At 60.1% G+C, this 14,647-nt stretch carries 12 protein-coding genes; 9 read left to right on the plus strand and 3 right to left on the minus strand.

Annotated features, from left to right (window positions below):
• The first annotated feature begins 37 nt into the window (after window positions 1-37).
• Window positions 38-829, plus strand: coding sequence for a LuxR family transcriptional regulator (locus B5T_RS04630; protein WP_014993306.1), 792 nt, complete (start codon window positions 38-40; stop codon window positions 827-829).
• Between the two features lie 176 nt (window positions 830-1,005).
• On the opposite strand, the gene B5T_RS23350 is transcribed toward B5T_RS04630, so the two are convergent.
• Window positions 1,006-1,242, minus strand: a complete 237-nt coding sequence (locus tag B5T_RS23350) for a hypothetical protein (protein WP_167321201.1) — start codon at window positions 1,240-1,242, stop codon at window positions 1,006-1,008.
• A gap of 55 nt (window positions 1,243-1,297) precedes the next feature.
• Here B5T_RS23350 and B5T_RS04635 point away from each other — a divergent pair, with 55 nt between their 5' ends.
• Both B5T_RS04635 and B5T_RS04640 read left to right on the plus strand, forming a co-directional pair.
• A complete protein-coding gene (locus tag B5T_RS04635; protein ID WP_041716861.1) occupies window positions 1,298-2,584 on the plus strand; it encodes a PstS family phosphate ABC transporter substrate-binding protein in 1,287 nt (428 codons plus the stop codon).
• 97 nt (window positions 2,585-2,681) lie between these two features.
• Complete coding sequence (locus B5T_RS04640; protein ID WP_014993308.1) at window positions 2,682-3,977, plus strand: substrate-binding domain-containing protein; 1,296 nt, start codon at window positions 2,682-2,684, stop codon at window positions 3,975-3,977.
• A gap of 128 nt (window positions 3,978-4,105) precedes the next feature.
• On the opposite strand, the gene B5T_RS04645 is transcribed toward B5T_RS04640, so the two are convergent.
• Window positions 4,106-4,912, minus strand: coding sequence for a LuxR family transcriptional regulator (locus tag B5T_RS04645; RefSeq protein WP_014993309.1), 807 nt, complete (start codon window positions 4,910-4,912; stop codon window positions 4,106-4,108).
• 289 nt (window positions 4,913-5,201) lie between these two features.
• Here B5T_RS04645 and B5T_RS04650 point away from each other — a divergent pair, with 289 nt between their 5' ends.
• The 5 genes from B5T_RS04650 to B5T_RS04670 all read left to right on the plus strand — a co-directional run bounded on the left by B5T_RS04650 (window position 5,202) and on the right by B5T_RS04670 (window position 12,630).
• Window positions 5,202-9,767: a phosphodiester glycosidase family protein gene (locus B5T_RS04650; RefSeq protein WP_202803033.1), complete on the plus strand. Its 4,566-nt coding sequence runs from the start codon at window positions 5,202-5,204 to the stop codon at window positions 9,765-9,767.
• Window positions 9,768-9,777: 10 nt separating this feature from the next.
• Window positions 9,778-10,572: a ligand-binding sensor domain-containing protein gene (locus tag B5T_RS04655; RefSeq protein WP_014993311.1), complete on the plus strand. Its 795-nt coding sequence runs from the start codon at window positions 9,778-9,780 to the stop codon at window positions 10,570-10,572.
• Window positions 10,573-10,730: 158 nt separating this feature from the next.
• Window positions 10,731-11,021, plus strand: coding sequence for a DUF1330 domain-containing protein (locus B5T_RS04660; RefSeq protein ID WP_014993312.1), 291 nt, complete (start codon window positions 10,731-10,733; stop codon window positions 11,019-11,021).
• 52 nt (window positions 11,022-11,073) lie between these two features.
• Complete coding sequence (locus B5T_RS04665; RefSeq protein ID WP_014993313.1) at window positions 11,074-11,637, plus strand: NADPH-dependent FMN reductase; 564 nt, start codon at window positions 11,074-11,076, stop codon at window positions 11,635-11,637.
• Between the two features lie 21 nt (window positions 11,638-11,658).
• Window positions 11,659-12,630: an acyl-CoA dehydrogenase family protein gene (locus B5T_RS04670; protein WP_014993314.1), complete on the plus strand. Its 972-nt coding sequence runs from the start codon at window positions 11,659-11,661 to the stop codon at window positions 12,628-12,630.
• Window positions 12,631-12,668: 38 nt separating this feature from the next.
• Here B5T_RS04670 and B5T_RS04675 read toward each other — a convergent pair whose 3' ends face one another.
• Entirely contained in the window at window positions 12,669-13,277 is a 609-nt protein-coding gene (locus B5T_RS04675; protein ID WP_014993315.1) for a TetR/AcrR family transcriptional regulator, read from the minus strand.
• A 108-nt stretch (window positions 13,278-13,385) separates the two neighbouring features.
• Between B5T_RS04675 and B5T_RS04680 the strand changes: the two genes are divergently transcribed.
• The gene (locus B5T_RS04680) at window positions 13,386-14,576 is read left to right on the plus strand and encodes an oxygenase MpaB family protein (RefSeq protein ID WP_014993316.1); all 1,191 of its coding nucleotides are present in this window, start codon (window positions 13,386-13,388) and stop codon (window positions 14,574-14,576) included.
• The last annotated feature ends 71 nt before the right edge of the window (window positions 14,577-14,647 follow it).

The raw sequence follows: 14,647 nt of genomic DNA on the forward strand, positions 1-14,647 counted from the left end.
CAAGCCCGCTTCGGGGACATTGCCAGGAGACACAAGGATGTTCTACGACCGTGACGCGGCCAGTCAGATACTGTCGATGACCCGGGTAACCACACTGGCGCGCCTGCATGCCGCCACCGCATATCTGATTCAGATGCACGGCTTCCGCTATTATTATTTTTCGCTGCGCGGGCAGCATACGTTGACAGGGCGCGACCCGGTCACCTTGCATAATTTGCCGGCCAATGGCCGCAAGCCCGTAATGGATAAAGAGCCGGATCAGGACCCTCTCGTTCATTACGCTGCCACCCGCACTCTGCCCATGGACTGGAAACAGATCATGGCCTTGCCCGGCTACCAGCACCGAGGTTGTCTGCGCGTCATGGCGGCCCGGGCTCAACACGGACTTTTGAGTGGTTGCACCGTGCCCTTGAGCCAGGCCAATGGCATTCTGGCCAGGCTGGATCTGATCTGTGATCACGATGATGAGGAAGCGGACCTCTGTATTCGCCGCTACTTGCCTTATGCCTCTTTATTGGGACAGGTCCTTCTCGATAAAACCCGGGATCTGACCCGGCAAGAAGACGACGACCTGATGGAGCCCGATGGCGGCACACCGCTCACTCAACGGGAGCGGGAGTGCCTGCTTTGGGCCAGTGAAGGCAAGACCAACGCAGAAATCGGTGCTCTGCTCGGTATCAGCGAACGTACCGTGGTGTATCACGTTCACCATGCCTGCGAAAAACTCCATGCGCGCAATCGCCAACACGCGGTCACCAAGGCCATCCTGTCTCGAAAGCTGTTTGGTCTCACCAGTGACAGTTCCCGGCTGGTTGGTAACATGGTGTAGCGCTTGCCGCTGATCGAAAGCGATCACCTATCTGTTGTTCCCCGCTCGACCTACGAAGCCGCTGTAGGAGCTTGCCCTGCAAGCGAATCTCTTTCCTCGGGAGCCCAATTCGCTTGCAGGGCAAGCTCCTACAGACACCTTGTAGCAATCTCTGAATTCACCCCCAAGAGCGGTCTTCATTCTTTGCCGATCACAGCAATCTTTTTCTCCGATTTATGACCTTCTGTCACATGGCCTCCCAGATCGACAGTGCCCAACCCCCGGATGCAAGCGGGGTTCATAAAAGAGAACGAAGAACCGGTTACAAACTGCGGGAAACAACAAAACCGTGACAAGAAAACGTCGCCTGAGCGACCGGCAATATTCCCTGAAGTGAAAAGGTTTGGAAACACGCTCTCTTTAATGTGGTTCATGCGGTTCGCCGCGCTTCGTTGCAATCGAATTAAACATCAAGAGGGTATTGTTGTTATGAACGCTATGATCAAGAAGGCAGCCCTGGCTGCCGCTATCGCTTCCGCTCCTTTCGCCGCTTCCGCTACTGATCTGGTTGGTGGTGGTGCCACTCTGCCGGCTGTGGCCTATGTAGGTGAAGACTTCACTCTGACCGATCCCCAGGCTCGGTTGTCTACCAATGCAGGCCTGAATCCTGGTTCCGGTTTCCTTGATGCCCCTCTGGGTATCGACTCCATTTTTGATGTCTTTGAACAAAATAACCTGAGCCATACCGCTTCTTACTGTCAGACCGGCAGCAGCACCGGTAAGCGGGTTCTGTTGGGTGCCTCTGGCTGGTCCGCCAGCGGTAATTGCCGGGACTACAGCGATTCTCCGGAAGGCTTCAGCGGCCTGGATGCTCTGCCGGATTTCGCCGGTTCCGACGCGCCTCTGACCGCAGATGATATCGTTACCTTCCAGAATGGTAATGAGGCTGCTCGTACCAACCTGGTTCAGGTGCCGGCCCTGGGGGCTTTTCTGGGCCTGCCGATCAATATCCAGGACGGCTCCGGCAATCCCATCACCAATGTCGATCTGAGCACCGCCGAAGTCTGTGCCATCTTTGACGGCAGCGCCACCGTTTGGAGCGATGTGGGCGTGCCTTCCAGTCAGCAGATCAAGGTGGTTCATCGTTCCGATGGCAGTGGCACCACCTTCGCCTTCAGTCAATATCTGGCGGCCAACTGCAACAGCGGCTTGGCCCCTACCTTTACTACTCAGGAATTGTATAGCGATGCTATCTCTTTGACCGTATACGGCGGTCGTGATGTGGGTGGCAGCGGTAATGGTGGTGTGATCGACGCCGTAACCGGCACCCCGGGTGCCATCGGTTACGCCAACTTCTCCAACGTGGCAGTTGAGCCGGGTCTGGCTTACGCCCTGGTGGAAGGCCACGATCCGGCGAATGGTGGCAGCATCAACGTTGCCGCTTCCGACATCCTGATCGACAAGGTTCTGGGTGACAATGATTCTGTGACTGGTCTGCCGAAACCTGAGGACGTGGACTCGAGCTTGGCTCAAGAGTGTCTGGCCGTGGTGGATCCCGCCGTCCAACTGGAACAGGTCTACCCGATCGTCGCCTTCACCAACCTGCTGACCTACACCGAAAACAATAACGATCCGGCGGCTACTCAAGCGCTGTTTACCGAAGTGACTCACGGTACTCGTGATCAGAACGGCGAGCCGGTTTATGATCTGCCGGTAGGCTACGCTCGCGTTGCCTCCACTGCAGTGTCCAACATCATCAGCACCTGCATCAACTAAGCATCATATCCGGTACCTACCGGAGCGGGGCGCCCCAGGAGGGCGCCCCTTTTTATAAGCGACAAACCTATAAAACAAACAATTTAAGGGGTTAATCATGAAACAGTATCTGGTAAAACTGAGTATGGCTGTGGCGTTCTCCATGGCCCCTCTGTATGCCCAGGCCACTGATTTGGTTGGTGGCGGCGCGTCATTACCAGCTATCGCCTTCGTTGGAGAAGACTTTACCTATACTTCGCCATCGTCCCGTTTGTCCACTAACACCACCCTGTTTCCCGGGTTTGATCCCATGTCAGGGGCGCCATATGTGCAATCGTTTATCAGTATTGGATCTATATTCGATACTTTTGAAATGCTATCCGGAACACACACGGCTTCCTACTGCCAAACTGGTAACGGTATAGGAAAACGCGTTTTTCTTGGGGCTTCGGGATGGTCCGCTGATGGCGATTGCCGTGATTACGGGGCCGTGCCGGTGGGGTTCAGCCATCTGAATCCTGTCCCGGGCTTCTCGTCTTCGGCGGTACCTCTCAGTGTGGATGACATCGTAACCTTCCAAAATGGTCACCAGGTCAATCGTGATAATCTGGTACAGGCTCCGGCATTGGCCGTGGCTTTGGGGCTGTCTTTCAATCTGGGTACTGGGCCTCTGAATCTTTCCGCCGATGATGTTTGCGGTATTTATGCCGGTATCTACCAATACTGGGACAGTATCAACCCGTCCTGGCCAAATCAGCCAATCGTGGTGGTGTACCGAGTCGATGACAGTGGTGCCACTGTTGCATTAACGCATTATCTTGCGGATACCTGTAATGGCCGTACGGTGAATGGAACGCCTATCCCAGGCAATCATTTTCAGACGGGTCAGAGTTTTCCTGCTGCCGTCGGAGGGGTGTCCAACTATTATGACGCTATCGCTGCCAGTGGTGACGTCGGTATCACTTCCACGGTGCAGTCCAATTATGGGAGCATTGGTTATGCCGGCTTCCCTACTATTGCAACAACGTCGGGGTTGGAGTATTTCACCATTTCTGGCGTTGACCCCGTGGCACTGCCGAGCTTATTGACGATATCGCCCTCGCAACTTCTAGTGGACAGGGTGCTTGGTGCTAACACCTGGGGTGGCTTGCCAACTACACAGCCCCTCGACCCGGTTATGCAAGAGAGCTGCGTGGCCATGATTGATCCGGCTGCCCAATTGACTCAGGCTTATCCGATTGTTGCGTTTATCAACTTGCTGGGTTACACCGAAAATAACCCGGACCCGGGCGCGATTCGAGGTTTGTTCAAGGAAGTGATTGGTGGCACAACTCCTCTCCCTTCTGGCTATGCCTACTTTGATTCCACTACCATGTCATCCATGGAAACCCTGGTTGATGCTTGCATTAACTAATCTGGGGGCAAAGGGGCCTCATCGGATCGATGAGCGATGGGGTATCCCTGCCCACAGACAAAGAGAGCCATACCCGTCCGAAGCAATCGGTCCGATCACACTGGGTAAGCCGAGGCGCTGTATCCGCTTCAGTCGCCCCCGCCACCCTGCGAATCAAACTGCACCGGCAGTCCTTCCAACGGCAATTGCCGGGAAAGAATCGCCCGGGTCACCGCATGCTGACGGTTGCGGGCGCGCAGTTTCCGGCAGGCGTTGCTGATGTGGTAGACCACGGTGCGCTCGGTGATGCCCAGGCGTTGACCGATTTCATTGTTGGTGTGGCCGGCGCTGGCCCATACCAGGCATTCCCGTTCGCGGCTGTTGAGCGCTTCGGCGCAATGGGCTTCACGTTGTTGTGCTGTGGTAGTGCCATCCTGGCCGCGCAGTGTGCGAGTGCGTTCCAGGATCACGTTGCCGAGCAGCAGGGCATAGGGCAGGAACTGATGAACGTGGTCCCAGGCGCGCTCGCCGTCTTGTTCACTGATCAGGTTGAAACGGGCATGCAGGCCGCCGATGGCCAGGGGAACGGTGCAGCCGGAGGCCATGCCGTGGTGGGCACGCAGGATCATGACGCGGCGTTGTTCGCCGGTGTCGTAGTCCGGCAGGGTCATGAGGGACCGCCAGTCCAGGGGTAACTGATGGTTCAGGGCATAGTGGACCAGCGGGTCGGTATTGATCAGGTGCTCGTCCCGGTAAAGTTGAACCCAGTCGTCGGCCAGATTATGCAGGCGCAGTGGTTCGGACTGATTCAGAGATACCGTGCTGTTGATGACAAAAAAATAGCAGTGGAAGCCGTGTTCACGAATGAAGTACTCCACCGCGGTGTGCAAACGTGTAAGACGTGTAAGGCGGGTGATAGCCAGGATCTGGGCCACCACGCTTTTGTCGTAGAACATCCCCCTGAGCCTTCCCTGTGGTTTATGGGTGTTCGTTTTATGATTTTGATTCTCGGATTTTCATAACAGGTTAGGCAGTAAGTGTTGCGGTTTCATGATGATTGCCCTGTTCTTTCTTACAGTTTTGCATGAGGGGAAATTTCACCGCTGTGACATGGGGAAAGGGAAGGCCGATTGTCATAAATTCTGTCACCTGCCGGTAATCGATTTGCCATTGTGCTCTCTTATGGTGCCCGATCTTTAGCAGGGTCTTTGCCCTGACATTGGTTTATCGATTCGGGAGAACATCATGGGAGCTTGCGTTCGCCACGCGGGCCGATGGCGTGCGGCTGTATTGCCAGCGTTGATCGCGTCCTTGCTGGCCGGTTGTGGTGGGGATACCGACACCAAATTCGTCGACAAGATTGTCGACGTGCCGGTGGAAGAGGACGTCCCCTATGTGGAGGACCTCTCCGGTGCGGAAACCTTTACCGCGAATATAATCGCCGCGCCGGATGGCGCCGACGACCAGTTCCAGCCGCACCCGGCCCCGGTGGTCAATGGGGTGACCGAACGGGAGCAAGAGAAGGAACCGACGGTAATCAGCGATTACCAGCGTTTTCAGATCAACACTGATCTGAGTCTGACCAGCGGCCGTCTGAATCACGTTCGCGATGAAGGCATCTTCAGTGCTGAATTCACCACCGGCGGCAGTCTCTCTCTGGTGCCGCTGACCCGTTCCAACGGTCAGTTCTCCTTCGAGCGCACCACCGCGTCCGCCAACCATGCCATCGACAACGGCCAGAACGTGATTCTGGCGGTGAACGCCGATCCCTATAACATGACCCAGGGCTGGAACATGGGTCTGATCAAAAAGGACGGGGTCACCTACACGGGGTTTTCCGATCGCAACGAACAGGCGATCGTGGTCTACCAGGACGGCTCGCCCGGCATTCTGGAACAGGTGCCGGAGTTCACCCTGAACGTATACCACAACGGCCAGCTGCTGGAGCCGCTGGGCAAGGTGCATTACTTCGATAACGCCAGCCAGACCAACACCAGCTTCAGCCGTGGTAGTTCCGAGCTGGAGCTGTACCCGGCGGAAAGCTACCGCGGCACCATCGATCTGACCGGTCGCAGCGCCGCGCTGATCGCCGCCGAGGCCAATGGCGTCAGCGTGGTGGAGCGAGGCGATGGACAACTGAGCGTGCAATTGCCGCCACTGTCCGGAACTGTGGTGGGGCGCGTGGAAGATCGCGCCCACTACGTGGTTCCCGCCGGTCATGCGTTGCTGGTGGATGGCGGCGCGCTGTCCGCGGGCAGCCGGGTGGCTATCCGTTACGAAACCGACGATCCGTCCTGGGACCAGGTGGAAAGCGCCTTGGGGGCCGGCTTCGGTCGGGGTCTGTTGGTGAAGGACGGTCAGCTTGGCAGCAATCAGAATGAAGCCGACGTCAGCAGCCGTACCGCTTTCGGCATTCGCGCCGACGGCAGCGCTTTCTTCCTGGTGGTGGATAAGCCGGTAGGTGCGCCCGACGAAGGCATCACCCAGACCAAGCTGGGTCAGATCATGATTGGCTACGGCGCGGTGCAGGCTATCAACCTGGACGGCGGTGGCTCGTCCACGTTGGCGGCGCGTCTGCCTGGGGAACGCTACACCTATCTGGTGAATACGCCTTCCGATGGCGGCGAGCGGGTCACCGCCACCAAGTGGGGCCTGGTGTTGAACGCGGAACAGGCGCGCTACGACGCCAATGAGGTAGCGGTTTACCCCCGGGAACTGACGGTGATGGCCGGGTCCGTTTATCGCCGTTTCCGGGGCGTGGGGTACGACAGTGTGTCCTGGGAAGGGGGTGGTGACATCCCGGAGTACGGCATCAGCGATGCGTCCCTGGGATTGATCGACAGCCGCACCGGTGCTTTTAAGGCCGCCGATGCGGACGCACAAGGGTACGTGGTGGTTCAGGTCGGTGAGCAAAAGGGCGTGGCCCGAGTGCGTGTCACCGATACCATCGATGAGATCCGCTTCCCCAGCGATCAGTACGCGGTGGACAGCGGCGGCAGTCTGCAACTGACGCCGCTGCTTATCAGCAACGGCGACAGCGTGCACTACTCCACCGACGCGATCAGCTATGCGTTGGATAACACCGACGATTGCGCTCTGAATCCTGCAACCGGCGTGCTATCCGTGGCGCCGGTACAAGGCCGCAGCTGTACCGTTACCGCCACCGCCGCCGGCGAGAGCGCCACTACCGTGGTGAACATCGGTGTGGCGCCGGAGCTGGTGACCGACTTCGAGGGTGACACCAGCGCCTTTGCGCCGGGCGGTGCGCGACACAATGCGGTGAATATCGAGAAAGTCTCCGACCAGGTATTCGCCGGCGACTATTCCATGAAGCTGAGCTGGGAAGCAAACCCGGCTCAGCCGGGGACGTTCGGTGCTTACCTGACCGACCCAAATAATGTTGTCAAATTGCCCGGCTATCCCAAGTATCTGGGTGTGAACGTTTATATCCCCGATGAACTGGCCGGCAAGGTGTGGTGGGTGCGCGGCAGTCTCAAGGATGCCGACGACAAGACCGTCACCTTGAACTACAACAACGACGGCGACGCCTTGCCGGAACGGGGCTGGCATTTCATGAAGGCGGAAATCGGTTCCGGCTACAGGGAACCACTGCGTTTCAATCAGCCGTTCCGCTTCCTGGTGTTGAAGACCGCCGAGCGCATCGACTCCCACGTGATTCTGGATGACTTCATTGCCATCTACAGCGATGACACTGATCTCGCCGGTCCCGGTGTGACGGTGTCGCCGCAAGCGGACGCCACGGTGGATCAGCCCGATCCGTTGTTGTCCCTGCAGGTGCATGACGATTCCGGTGTGGATTTCGGCAGCGCCTATGTGGCCCTGGATGGTCAGGACGTTTCCGCGTCGCTCACCAACAATGGCCAGGACCGTATCGAATTCCAGAGCGCCGGTCTGGCGGACGGCTGGCACCGGGTGGACTACCGCGTGGCGGATACCAACGGCAACGTCACCGCCGGGGATTATCTGTTCCAGGTGCTGACCGGCGGCCCGCGCGTTTACATCGACAGTGCCAATATCCAGTTCTACCCCGGCGGCACCTTCCAGGTACCGATTCGCGTGGAGGGCGGCGGCAACTTCGGTGACTTGAATCTGAGTCTCGACTACGACGCCACCAAAGCCGCCATGACGGTGATCGATGGCGACCTGAGCGCCACCGATGTCAGCACCACGGAAGGCAACTGGAGCGGACGCTTTACCGGATTCAATGACAATACCGGCGTGGTGGCGTATCTGGAACTGAAGGTGCGCGACTACATCCAGAACACCTTCGTGTCCGTGGTGGTGAACGGCCAGTTGGATGGAGAGACCTACTACCACCCGGTGGTGCGCAAGGAAGTGGGCAGCCGTTATCGTTTGCTGACTCACTGGGGCATCAGCGGCCAGCAATTGGACATGCTGGTGGTGGATCAGCAGGGCAACGCCGCCTCCGGGGTAACGGTGGAGACCTTCACCTACAACAGTGGCACGGACCAGATCAGTGACGTGGTGGTGCTCGGCACCACCGACGCGGAAGGCCGCCTGGCGGTGACCCTGCCCGCTGGCAGCGACTCCCAGGATTTACTGTTCCGGGCCTATGACGATCAGGGCTCGTCGCTGATGACCGATGTGCAGGCCTTGGTGGAGCGGCTGACACCGGCGCCGCGCCACCTGTACCTGACCCCGGGCAGCGATGGTACTCAGGTGAACGTGACCTGGTACACCTCCACGGACGTGAGCGCCAGCGAGGTCGCCTACGGCACCGGTTCCTTGAACCAGACCGCCACCGGTGAATCCGAAATCCTGCCCTTCTTCTACGGCTCCGAAGCGGGTGTGGTGCGGGTGCATCATGTGGCGCTGGATAATCTGACGCCAGGAACCACCTACCGCTACCGGGTCGGTGATGGCGCCGGCAACCAAAGCGCCGAATTCAGCTTCACCACCGACGACGGCGATGACCAGGTGAACATTCATCTGTTCGGTGACACCCAGACCCTGTCCAACGAAAACATCTTCAACGGCAGCGGTCTGGTGACGGAGCTGTATCGCAAGATGCAGGCGCAGTTGCCCGACGGTGATCTGATCCTGCACGTCGGCGACTTCACCGAGGACCTCAGCGACTACCGTCTGTTGCGTTTGTTCCTGGAATCCCTGGAAGGCGAGGACATGTTGGCGTCTCGTGTGTGGGCTCCGGCCGAGGGCAATCACGAGGTCTACAACGAAGGCGCGGAGAAGTTCGCCTCGATATTCCGCTTCGCCGAGACCGACAGTGGCGTGACCGATCCCTTCGAAGGCGCTATCTACAGCTTCGATTACGGCAATACCCACATCGCCGTGCTGACCAGCGAACTCACCGAGGAAAGCGACTGGCCGAAGATGATGGATTGGCTGCGCGCGGATATGAGCGCGTCCGACCAGACCTGGAAGATCGTCATGATTCACCGGCCGCCGTACAACGGCAACCCGGCTTCCGGCAATGGCCGCGTGATGCAGTATCTGCCACCGGTGGTGGACGAGCTCGGCGTTGATCTGGTGCTCTCTGGCCACGACCACATGTACTCGCGCAGTGTGCCGATGGCGGGCGGACAGCCGCACCCGGCCGGTGCGACCTACCTGATCGCCGGTTCCGATTCGGCCAAGTACTACGACAACAACGGCGGCGGCATCGCGGAGTTCGCCGATGTGCTGTTCGACGACAACGTCAACACCTACACCACGCTGCAAATCGACGGCGAGAGCATGCATGTGCTGACGCGCACTCTCGACGGCACCGTGGTGGACGACACCATCATCACCCCACGGGCGGGGCGCTAAGGAGCTGACCATGAAATTCGCCAAGACTTCATTGAGCCTGGCCGTCATGGCCTTCGCGTTGACCGCCTGTGGCGGCGATGACACCCGCTATGTGGATCGTGTCACCGAAGTCCCCGGTGACACCGTCGAGAACCCGGTGGAGTACATGCCCGTGGACGGCCACGTGCTGGGTTTCTGGGTCATGGACGCGGATGCCGACTGCGAGGGCTTTTGCGTCAATGATTATTCCGCCTACGGTAATCCGCTGTACGCGCTGGACGGCGGCTACCAGGAACTGGAAACCGCGCCGCGGCCGGAGGAGGGCGGCGCCGTTGGCGGCGTGCTGGGTTTCGACGGCACTTATCAGCTGTCCACCCGGGAAAACTCGGTACTGGCCAACACCGTGATCGGCGAGGCGTTCGCAGTGCATGTGCGGGCTCGCAGTGCCGCCGACCCGCAGGGCTCGGTGTTCTCTCTGGGCAGTCAGGGAGCACTGGCCTTTGATTTGCAAATGAACGGTGCCGCCGCGGTGCTGAACTTCCCGAACCAGGCGCGTCGTCTGGTGGTGGCGTTGGGGGACGCCGGCACCTGGCAGGAACTGTGGGTGGGCAGTGACGGCAATCACGTCACGGTGCAGTTGGATTGTGAGACCGTGGCGGAGTTTGATCGCGACGCCGGCCTGCCGATTCTTTCCAGCCAGGCTACCGGTGCCATGGTCGGCGCCGCTTGGGGGAGCATGGCGCGGACCCCGTTCCAGGGAGATGTGGACCTGGTACGGCTGAGCGGTAGCGACGAAGCGAATCTGTTCTGCCCGGAATCCGACTAAAAGAGACTGCCAAAAAAGGGGGGGGCGGTCCGGGGCGGCATTGGCCGCCCCGGTCACCGTGTCCGGAATATCCCGCCAATGGATTGCTGCTTTTCGGTCATTGCCTGACCAGCCGGTCTCTCCTAATAAGGAAGCTGGCCTGTTAAGGAGAGCCGATCATGACCGTCTATGCGTTAGCCCAAATCACCATCACCGATCGTGACGCCTACCAGCGTTACCTGTCCCGTTTCATGGAAGTCTTTCAGCAGTTCAGGGGACGGCTGCTCGCCGCCGACGAAGCGCCGGAGCAAGTGGAAGGGGAGTGGGGTTACCAAAAGGCCATTCTGATGTCCTTCCCCGACGCCCAGGCCTTTCGGGAATGGTCGCAGTCCGAGCAGTACATCACCATTGCCAGGGATCGCAAAGCGGGCTCTCATGGAGTGGTTTTGCTTCTTCAAGGTTTGCAGTAGCGGCGCTGGGGAGTAGATTGTAGGCATCACTTCTGCAATTGGAGGGCAACGCATGCTGCGTCTTGATGTGGTGATCGCCAGTACCCGCCCCGGACGGGTGGGCAAAGCGGTGGCCGATTGGTTCTACCCGGTAGCCAGCGAGCACGGCGCCTTCGATGCCCGTCTGGTGGATCTGGCCGAGATGAATCTGCCTCTGCTCGACGAGCCCAATCACCCGAGAATGCAGAAGTACCAGCATGAACATACGCGCCGCTGGGCGGAGACGGTGGATGCCGCCGACGCCTTCGTCTTCGTGGTGCCGGAGTACAACTTCGGACCGACACCGGCGCTGACCAACGCGCTCAATTACCTGTACCTGGAGTGGAACTACAAGGCCGCGGGCTTCGTCAGCTATGGCGGGGCTTCCGGGGGATTGCGTTCGGTTCAGGCCACCAAGCCGTTGTTGACCACCTTGAAAATGATGCCGCTGGTGGAGCAGGTGATGGTACCGATGGTGAACCAACATCTGCAGGACGGTGTCTTTGAAAGTAACGATTATCATCGGGACAGCGCTCAGGCCATGCTCGATGAACTGGAACGATGGGCCGGCGCCTTGAAACCGCTGCGCGCTTCGTAATGCCGAGGGAGGGAGAGCATCATGTCTGATCAATCCGATTTCATGGAGGCCCTGCGTTTCGCGCTGAGTTCCCGGGCGGACGTGGACGCTTTGGAAACCGCCGAGGATTGGGCGCCGGAATGGCGGGCCCAGGCCGCCGAGGGTTTGTCGCCGGTGGCGCTGGCGGTCAGTGGCGGCTTTCTCTCCGACCGACTGGCCTGGGCCTTTGCTGGCGGCTACCAATCGGCATTACGGCGGTTGTTGACTCCCTTCCGGCCCCAATTGTTGGAGAACGAATGGACGATGGCGCTGTGCGCCACGGAAAGCAGCGGCAACCGTCCTCGGGATATTCGCACCCAGGTGACCGACAACGGCGACGGCACGGTCACCGTCAGTGGCGAGAAGAGCTGGACCACGCTGGGACCGGTGGTGGACGTGTTTCTGGTGGTGGCCCGCCTCAACGGCCACGAACCGGAAGCCAGGCCGGCGTTGAAAGTGGTGGCGGTGCCGGCCTCCTCCGAAGGCATTTATTTCTCGGAGAAGACGCCGCTGGAATTCGTGCCGGAGGTGCCCCATCAGGCGGCGGCCTTCGATAATGTAAGGGTGCCGCGGGCGGCGGTACTGCCCGGTGACGGTTACAGCGATTACGTCAAGCCGTTCCGCACCGTGGAAGACACCTTTATCGCCATCGCCACGCACGCCTACTTGTTGCGCGAAGCCCGCTATCGCGGCTGGCCGGATCCGCTCATCGAGGCTCTGGCCGCCAATTTGTTCTCGCTGGGCAGCCTGGCCAACGTGGATGCCACCAGCCCGGCGACCCATGTGGCGCTGGCCGGTTTGCTCGGTCAGGGGCAGGCCCTGTATGGCAGGGTGACCGATCAGTGGCGCGGCGGTGACAACGGGGACCCGGCCTTGCGGCGCTGGCTGCGGGACCAGCCGTTATTCCAGATCGCCTCCAAACCACGGGAACTGCGCGTCCAACGGGCCTGGGAACAACTCGCCACCTTGTCCTGAACCCGGGGTGTCCTGAACCGGGGCCCGTGCCGGTCATGCTACCGGGACGGGCCTGTCTCACCGCCGAGATAGCCGACGATCATGTTGGTGAGCCCCTCGGCCACGTCTTCCTGCCGTAGCAACCCTTCGTCCTGGCTGACCTGACGCACCATGGTGAACAAGGTGCTGTTGGCGACGATGAACATGCGCACCTGCAGATCCTCGATCGGGTACTTCTGGTGGTGCTTGATGAAATACAGCCGCGCCAGTTCCAGGAAGTGATCCTGTAGCACGTCCGCCACGCGAGCCGTGGGCAGCCGGTGCCAGTTGCGGATCAGCTCCAGAAACAGCCCCTCCCGGGCGTTGAGCATGTCGAAGCCGAAACGGATGGCGCCGCCCACCAGATCATGCAGGTTGGCGGATTCCGGCAGCGGCAGGCGTTTGAGCGCCCGCGCCACATCGTGGGCCAGTTTCTCGCCGAGGGCCTCGAACAGGGCGTCCTTGTCGCTGAAGTACTGATACAGGGAACCGACGCTGACACCGGCGCATTCGGCGATGCGCGGAGTGGTGGTGCCGTCCACGCCGTGTTTGACGATGCACTGGGCGGTGGCGTCGATCAGGGCGTCCACCATTTGCCGGGAGCGCCGTTGTCTGGGTTGTTTGCGCATGACGCTCCTCCAAGGCCAGGGTAAGTCCAAATGCGAATTGAATGCGAATACATATTCGCATTATGGTTCTGAGTAACACAAGAGGCCATCGCCCGCAGGAGATCCACCATGGACGCGTCCGTTACCCCTCGCTCGGCTCCGACCCGGGCCCGCCCGTTTGCAAAGACCCAGGGGCGCACGCCGCTGTGGCTGCGATTATGGCTGGGGCGTGATATGGCGCCGAGCCGGGAGGAGTTCCAGGCCGCTCTGGACGGCCTGTGGGTAGGTGACCCGGCCATGGATGAGCTGGTGGCGTGGATGGAGGAGTATGGCCGAGGTCGCGGCCACAGGTTGTTCCAGCAGGCACTGAAGCAGGGCGTGGACAGCCTGACGGATGCCCCCGAGCCGCTGGTGCGCTTCTTCCGCCAGGTGGAAACCCGGCCGGACTGGGTGGATCCGGAGCTGCTGGAGCTGGGGGCCCGCTTCATTCATGGCACCGGAGAGGGCGCCACCTTCGTGCTCCGTGATCTGGCACTGATGGGGGGCTATCTGCTGTCCGGGTTCAATCAGTCACTGGTGCTTACCGGGGCGCTTACCGAAGGCACCGGCCGCCGGGTGGCGCGCACCGGTCACTGGTGGATCGACTGCACCGAGGTGGGTGGTCTGGAGCCGCTGGCCGCCGGCTATCGCGCCACCTTGCAGGTGCGTCTGGTGCATGCTCTGGTGCGCCGGGATCTGGATCGGCGTGAGGATTGGGATCATGAGCGCTGGGGATTGCCGCTGAGCCAGGTGGACATGGTGGCGACCTATCTGGGCTTCTCGGTTGTCATGCTCAATGGCTTGCGCCTGCTGGGGATTCCGGTGACGCCCAGAGAGTCCCGGGCGGTCATGCACCTGTGGCGCTACGCCTGCTGGTTGATGGGCGTGCAGGAGCCGTGGCTGGTGGATACCGAAAAAGAGGGCGCGTTGCGTTTGCATCACACTTTGATGACCCAGAGCCAGCCGGACTGGACCACGCCGGAACTGGCGCGGGCGCTGGCCAGGGAACCACTGGCGCATCGCTTTTCCCGTCTTCAGAGCGTGCGCCGGCGCCTGCGCTATCACATGCATCTGAGCACCAGCCGCTATTTCCTCGGCAAGGAGAAGATGCGCCAACTCGGCCTGCCGGAACATATTCTGCCCTGGTTCCCGCTGGTGACCATTGCTCCGCGCTTCACTTATTACAGTAGCCACCGTTTCCTGCCCGGGCTGCGGGAACGGCTGCAGCAACGCGGCCGTGCCTTCCAGAGAGCGGCGGTGGGCACGTTGCGAGAAACCTGATCAAGGGCGTTGTCCCAATCCGACTTGACACGGCACACTGTGGCTCTTATCGGACATCAATCGGGAGAGCC

Origin of the sequence: Alloalcanivorax dieselolei B5 (assembly GCF_000300005.1) — a bacterium.
GTDB lineage: Bacteria > Pseudomonadota > Gammaproteobacteria > Pseudomonadales > Alcanivoracaceae > Alloalcanivorax > Alloalcanivorax dieselolei.

Bases quoted from the DNA above. Each gene is read 5' to 3' on its own strand.
- B5T_RS04655 (WP_014993311.1), top strand. From the start codon at position 9,778: ATGAAATTCGCCAAGACTTCATTGAGCCTGGCCGTCATGGCCTTCGCG.
- B5T_RS04660 (WP_014993312.1), top strand. From the start codon at position 10,731: ATGACCGTCTATGCGTTAGCCCAAATCACCATCACCGATCGTGACGCC.
- B5T_RS04665 (WP_014993313.1), top strand. From the start codon at position 11,074: ATGCTGCGTCTTGATGTGGTGATCGCCAGTACCCGCCCCGGACGGGTG.
- B5T_RS04650 (WP_202803033.1), top strand. From the start codon at position 5,202: ATGGGAGCTTGCGTTCGCCACGCGGGCCGATGGCGTGCGGCTGTATTG.
- B5T_RS04670 (WP_014993314.1), top strand. From the start codon at position 11,659: ATGTCTGATCAATCCGATTTCATGGAGGCCCTGCGTTTCGCGCTGAGT.
- B5T_RS23350 (WP_167321201.1), bottom strand. From the start codon at position 1,242: ATGAACCACATTAAAGAGAGCGTGTTTCCAAACCTTTTCACTTCAGGG.
- B5T_RS04635 (WP_041716861.1), top strand. From the start codon at position 1,298: ATGAACGCTATGATCAAGAAGGCAGCCCTGGCTGCCGCTATCGCTTCC.
- B5T_RS04645 (WP_014993309.1), bottom strand. From the start codon at position 4,912: ATGTTCTACGACAAAAGCGTGGTGGCCCAGATCCTGGCTATCACCCGC.
- B5T_RS04630 (WP_014993306.1), top strand. From the start codon at position 38: ATGTTCTACGACCGTGACGCGGCCAGTCAGATACTGTCGATGACCCGG.
- B5T_RS04640 (WP_014993308.1), top strand. From the start codon at position 2,682: ATGAAACAGTATCTGGTAAAACTGAGTATGGCTGTGGCGTTCTCCATG.
- B5T_RS04675 (WP_014993315.1), bottom strand. From the start codon at position 13,277: ATGCGCAAACAACCCAGACAACGGCGCTCCCGGCAAATGGTGGACGCC.
- B5T_RS04680 (WP_014993316.1), top strand. From the start codon at position 13,386: ATGGACGCGTCCGTTACCCCTCGCTCGGCTCCGACCCGGGCCCGCCCG.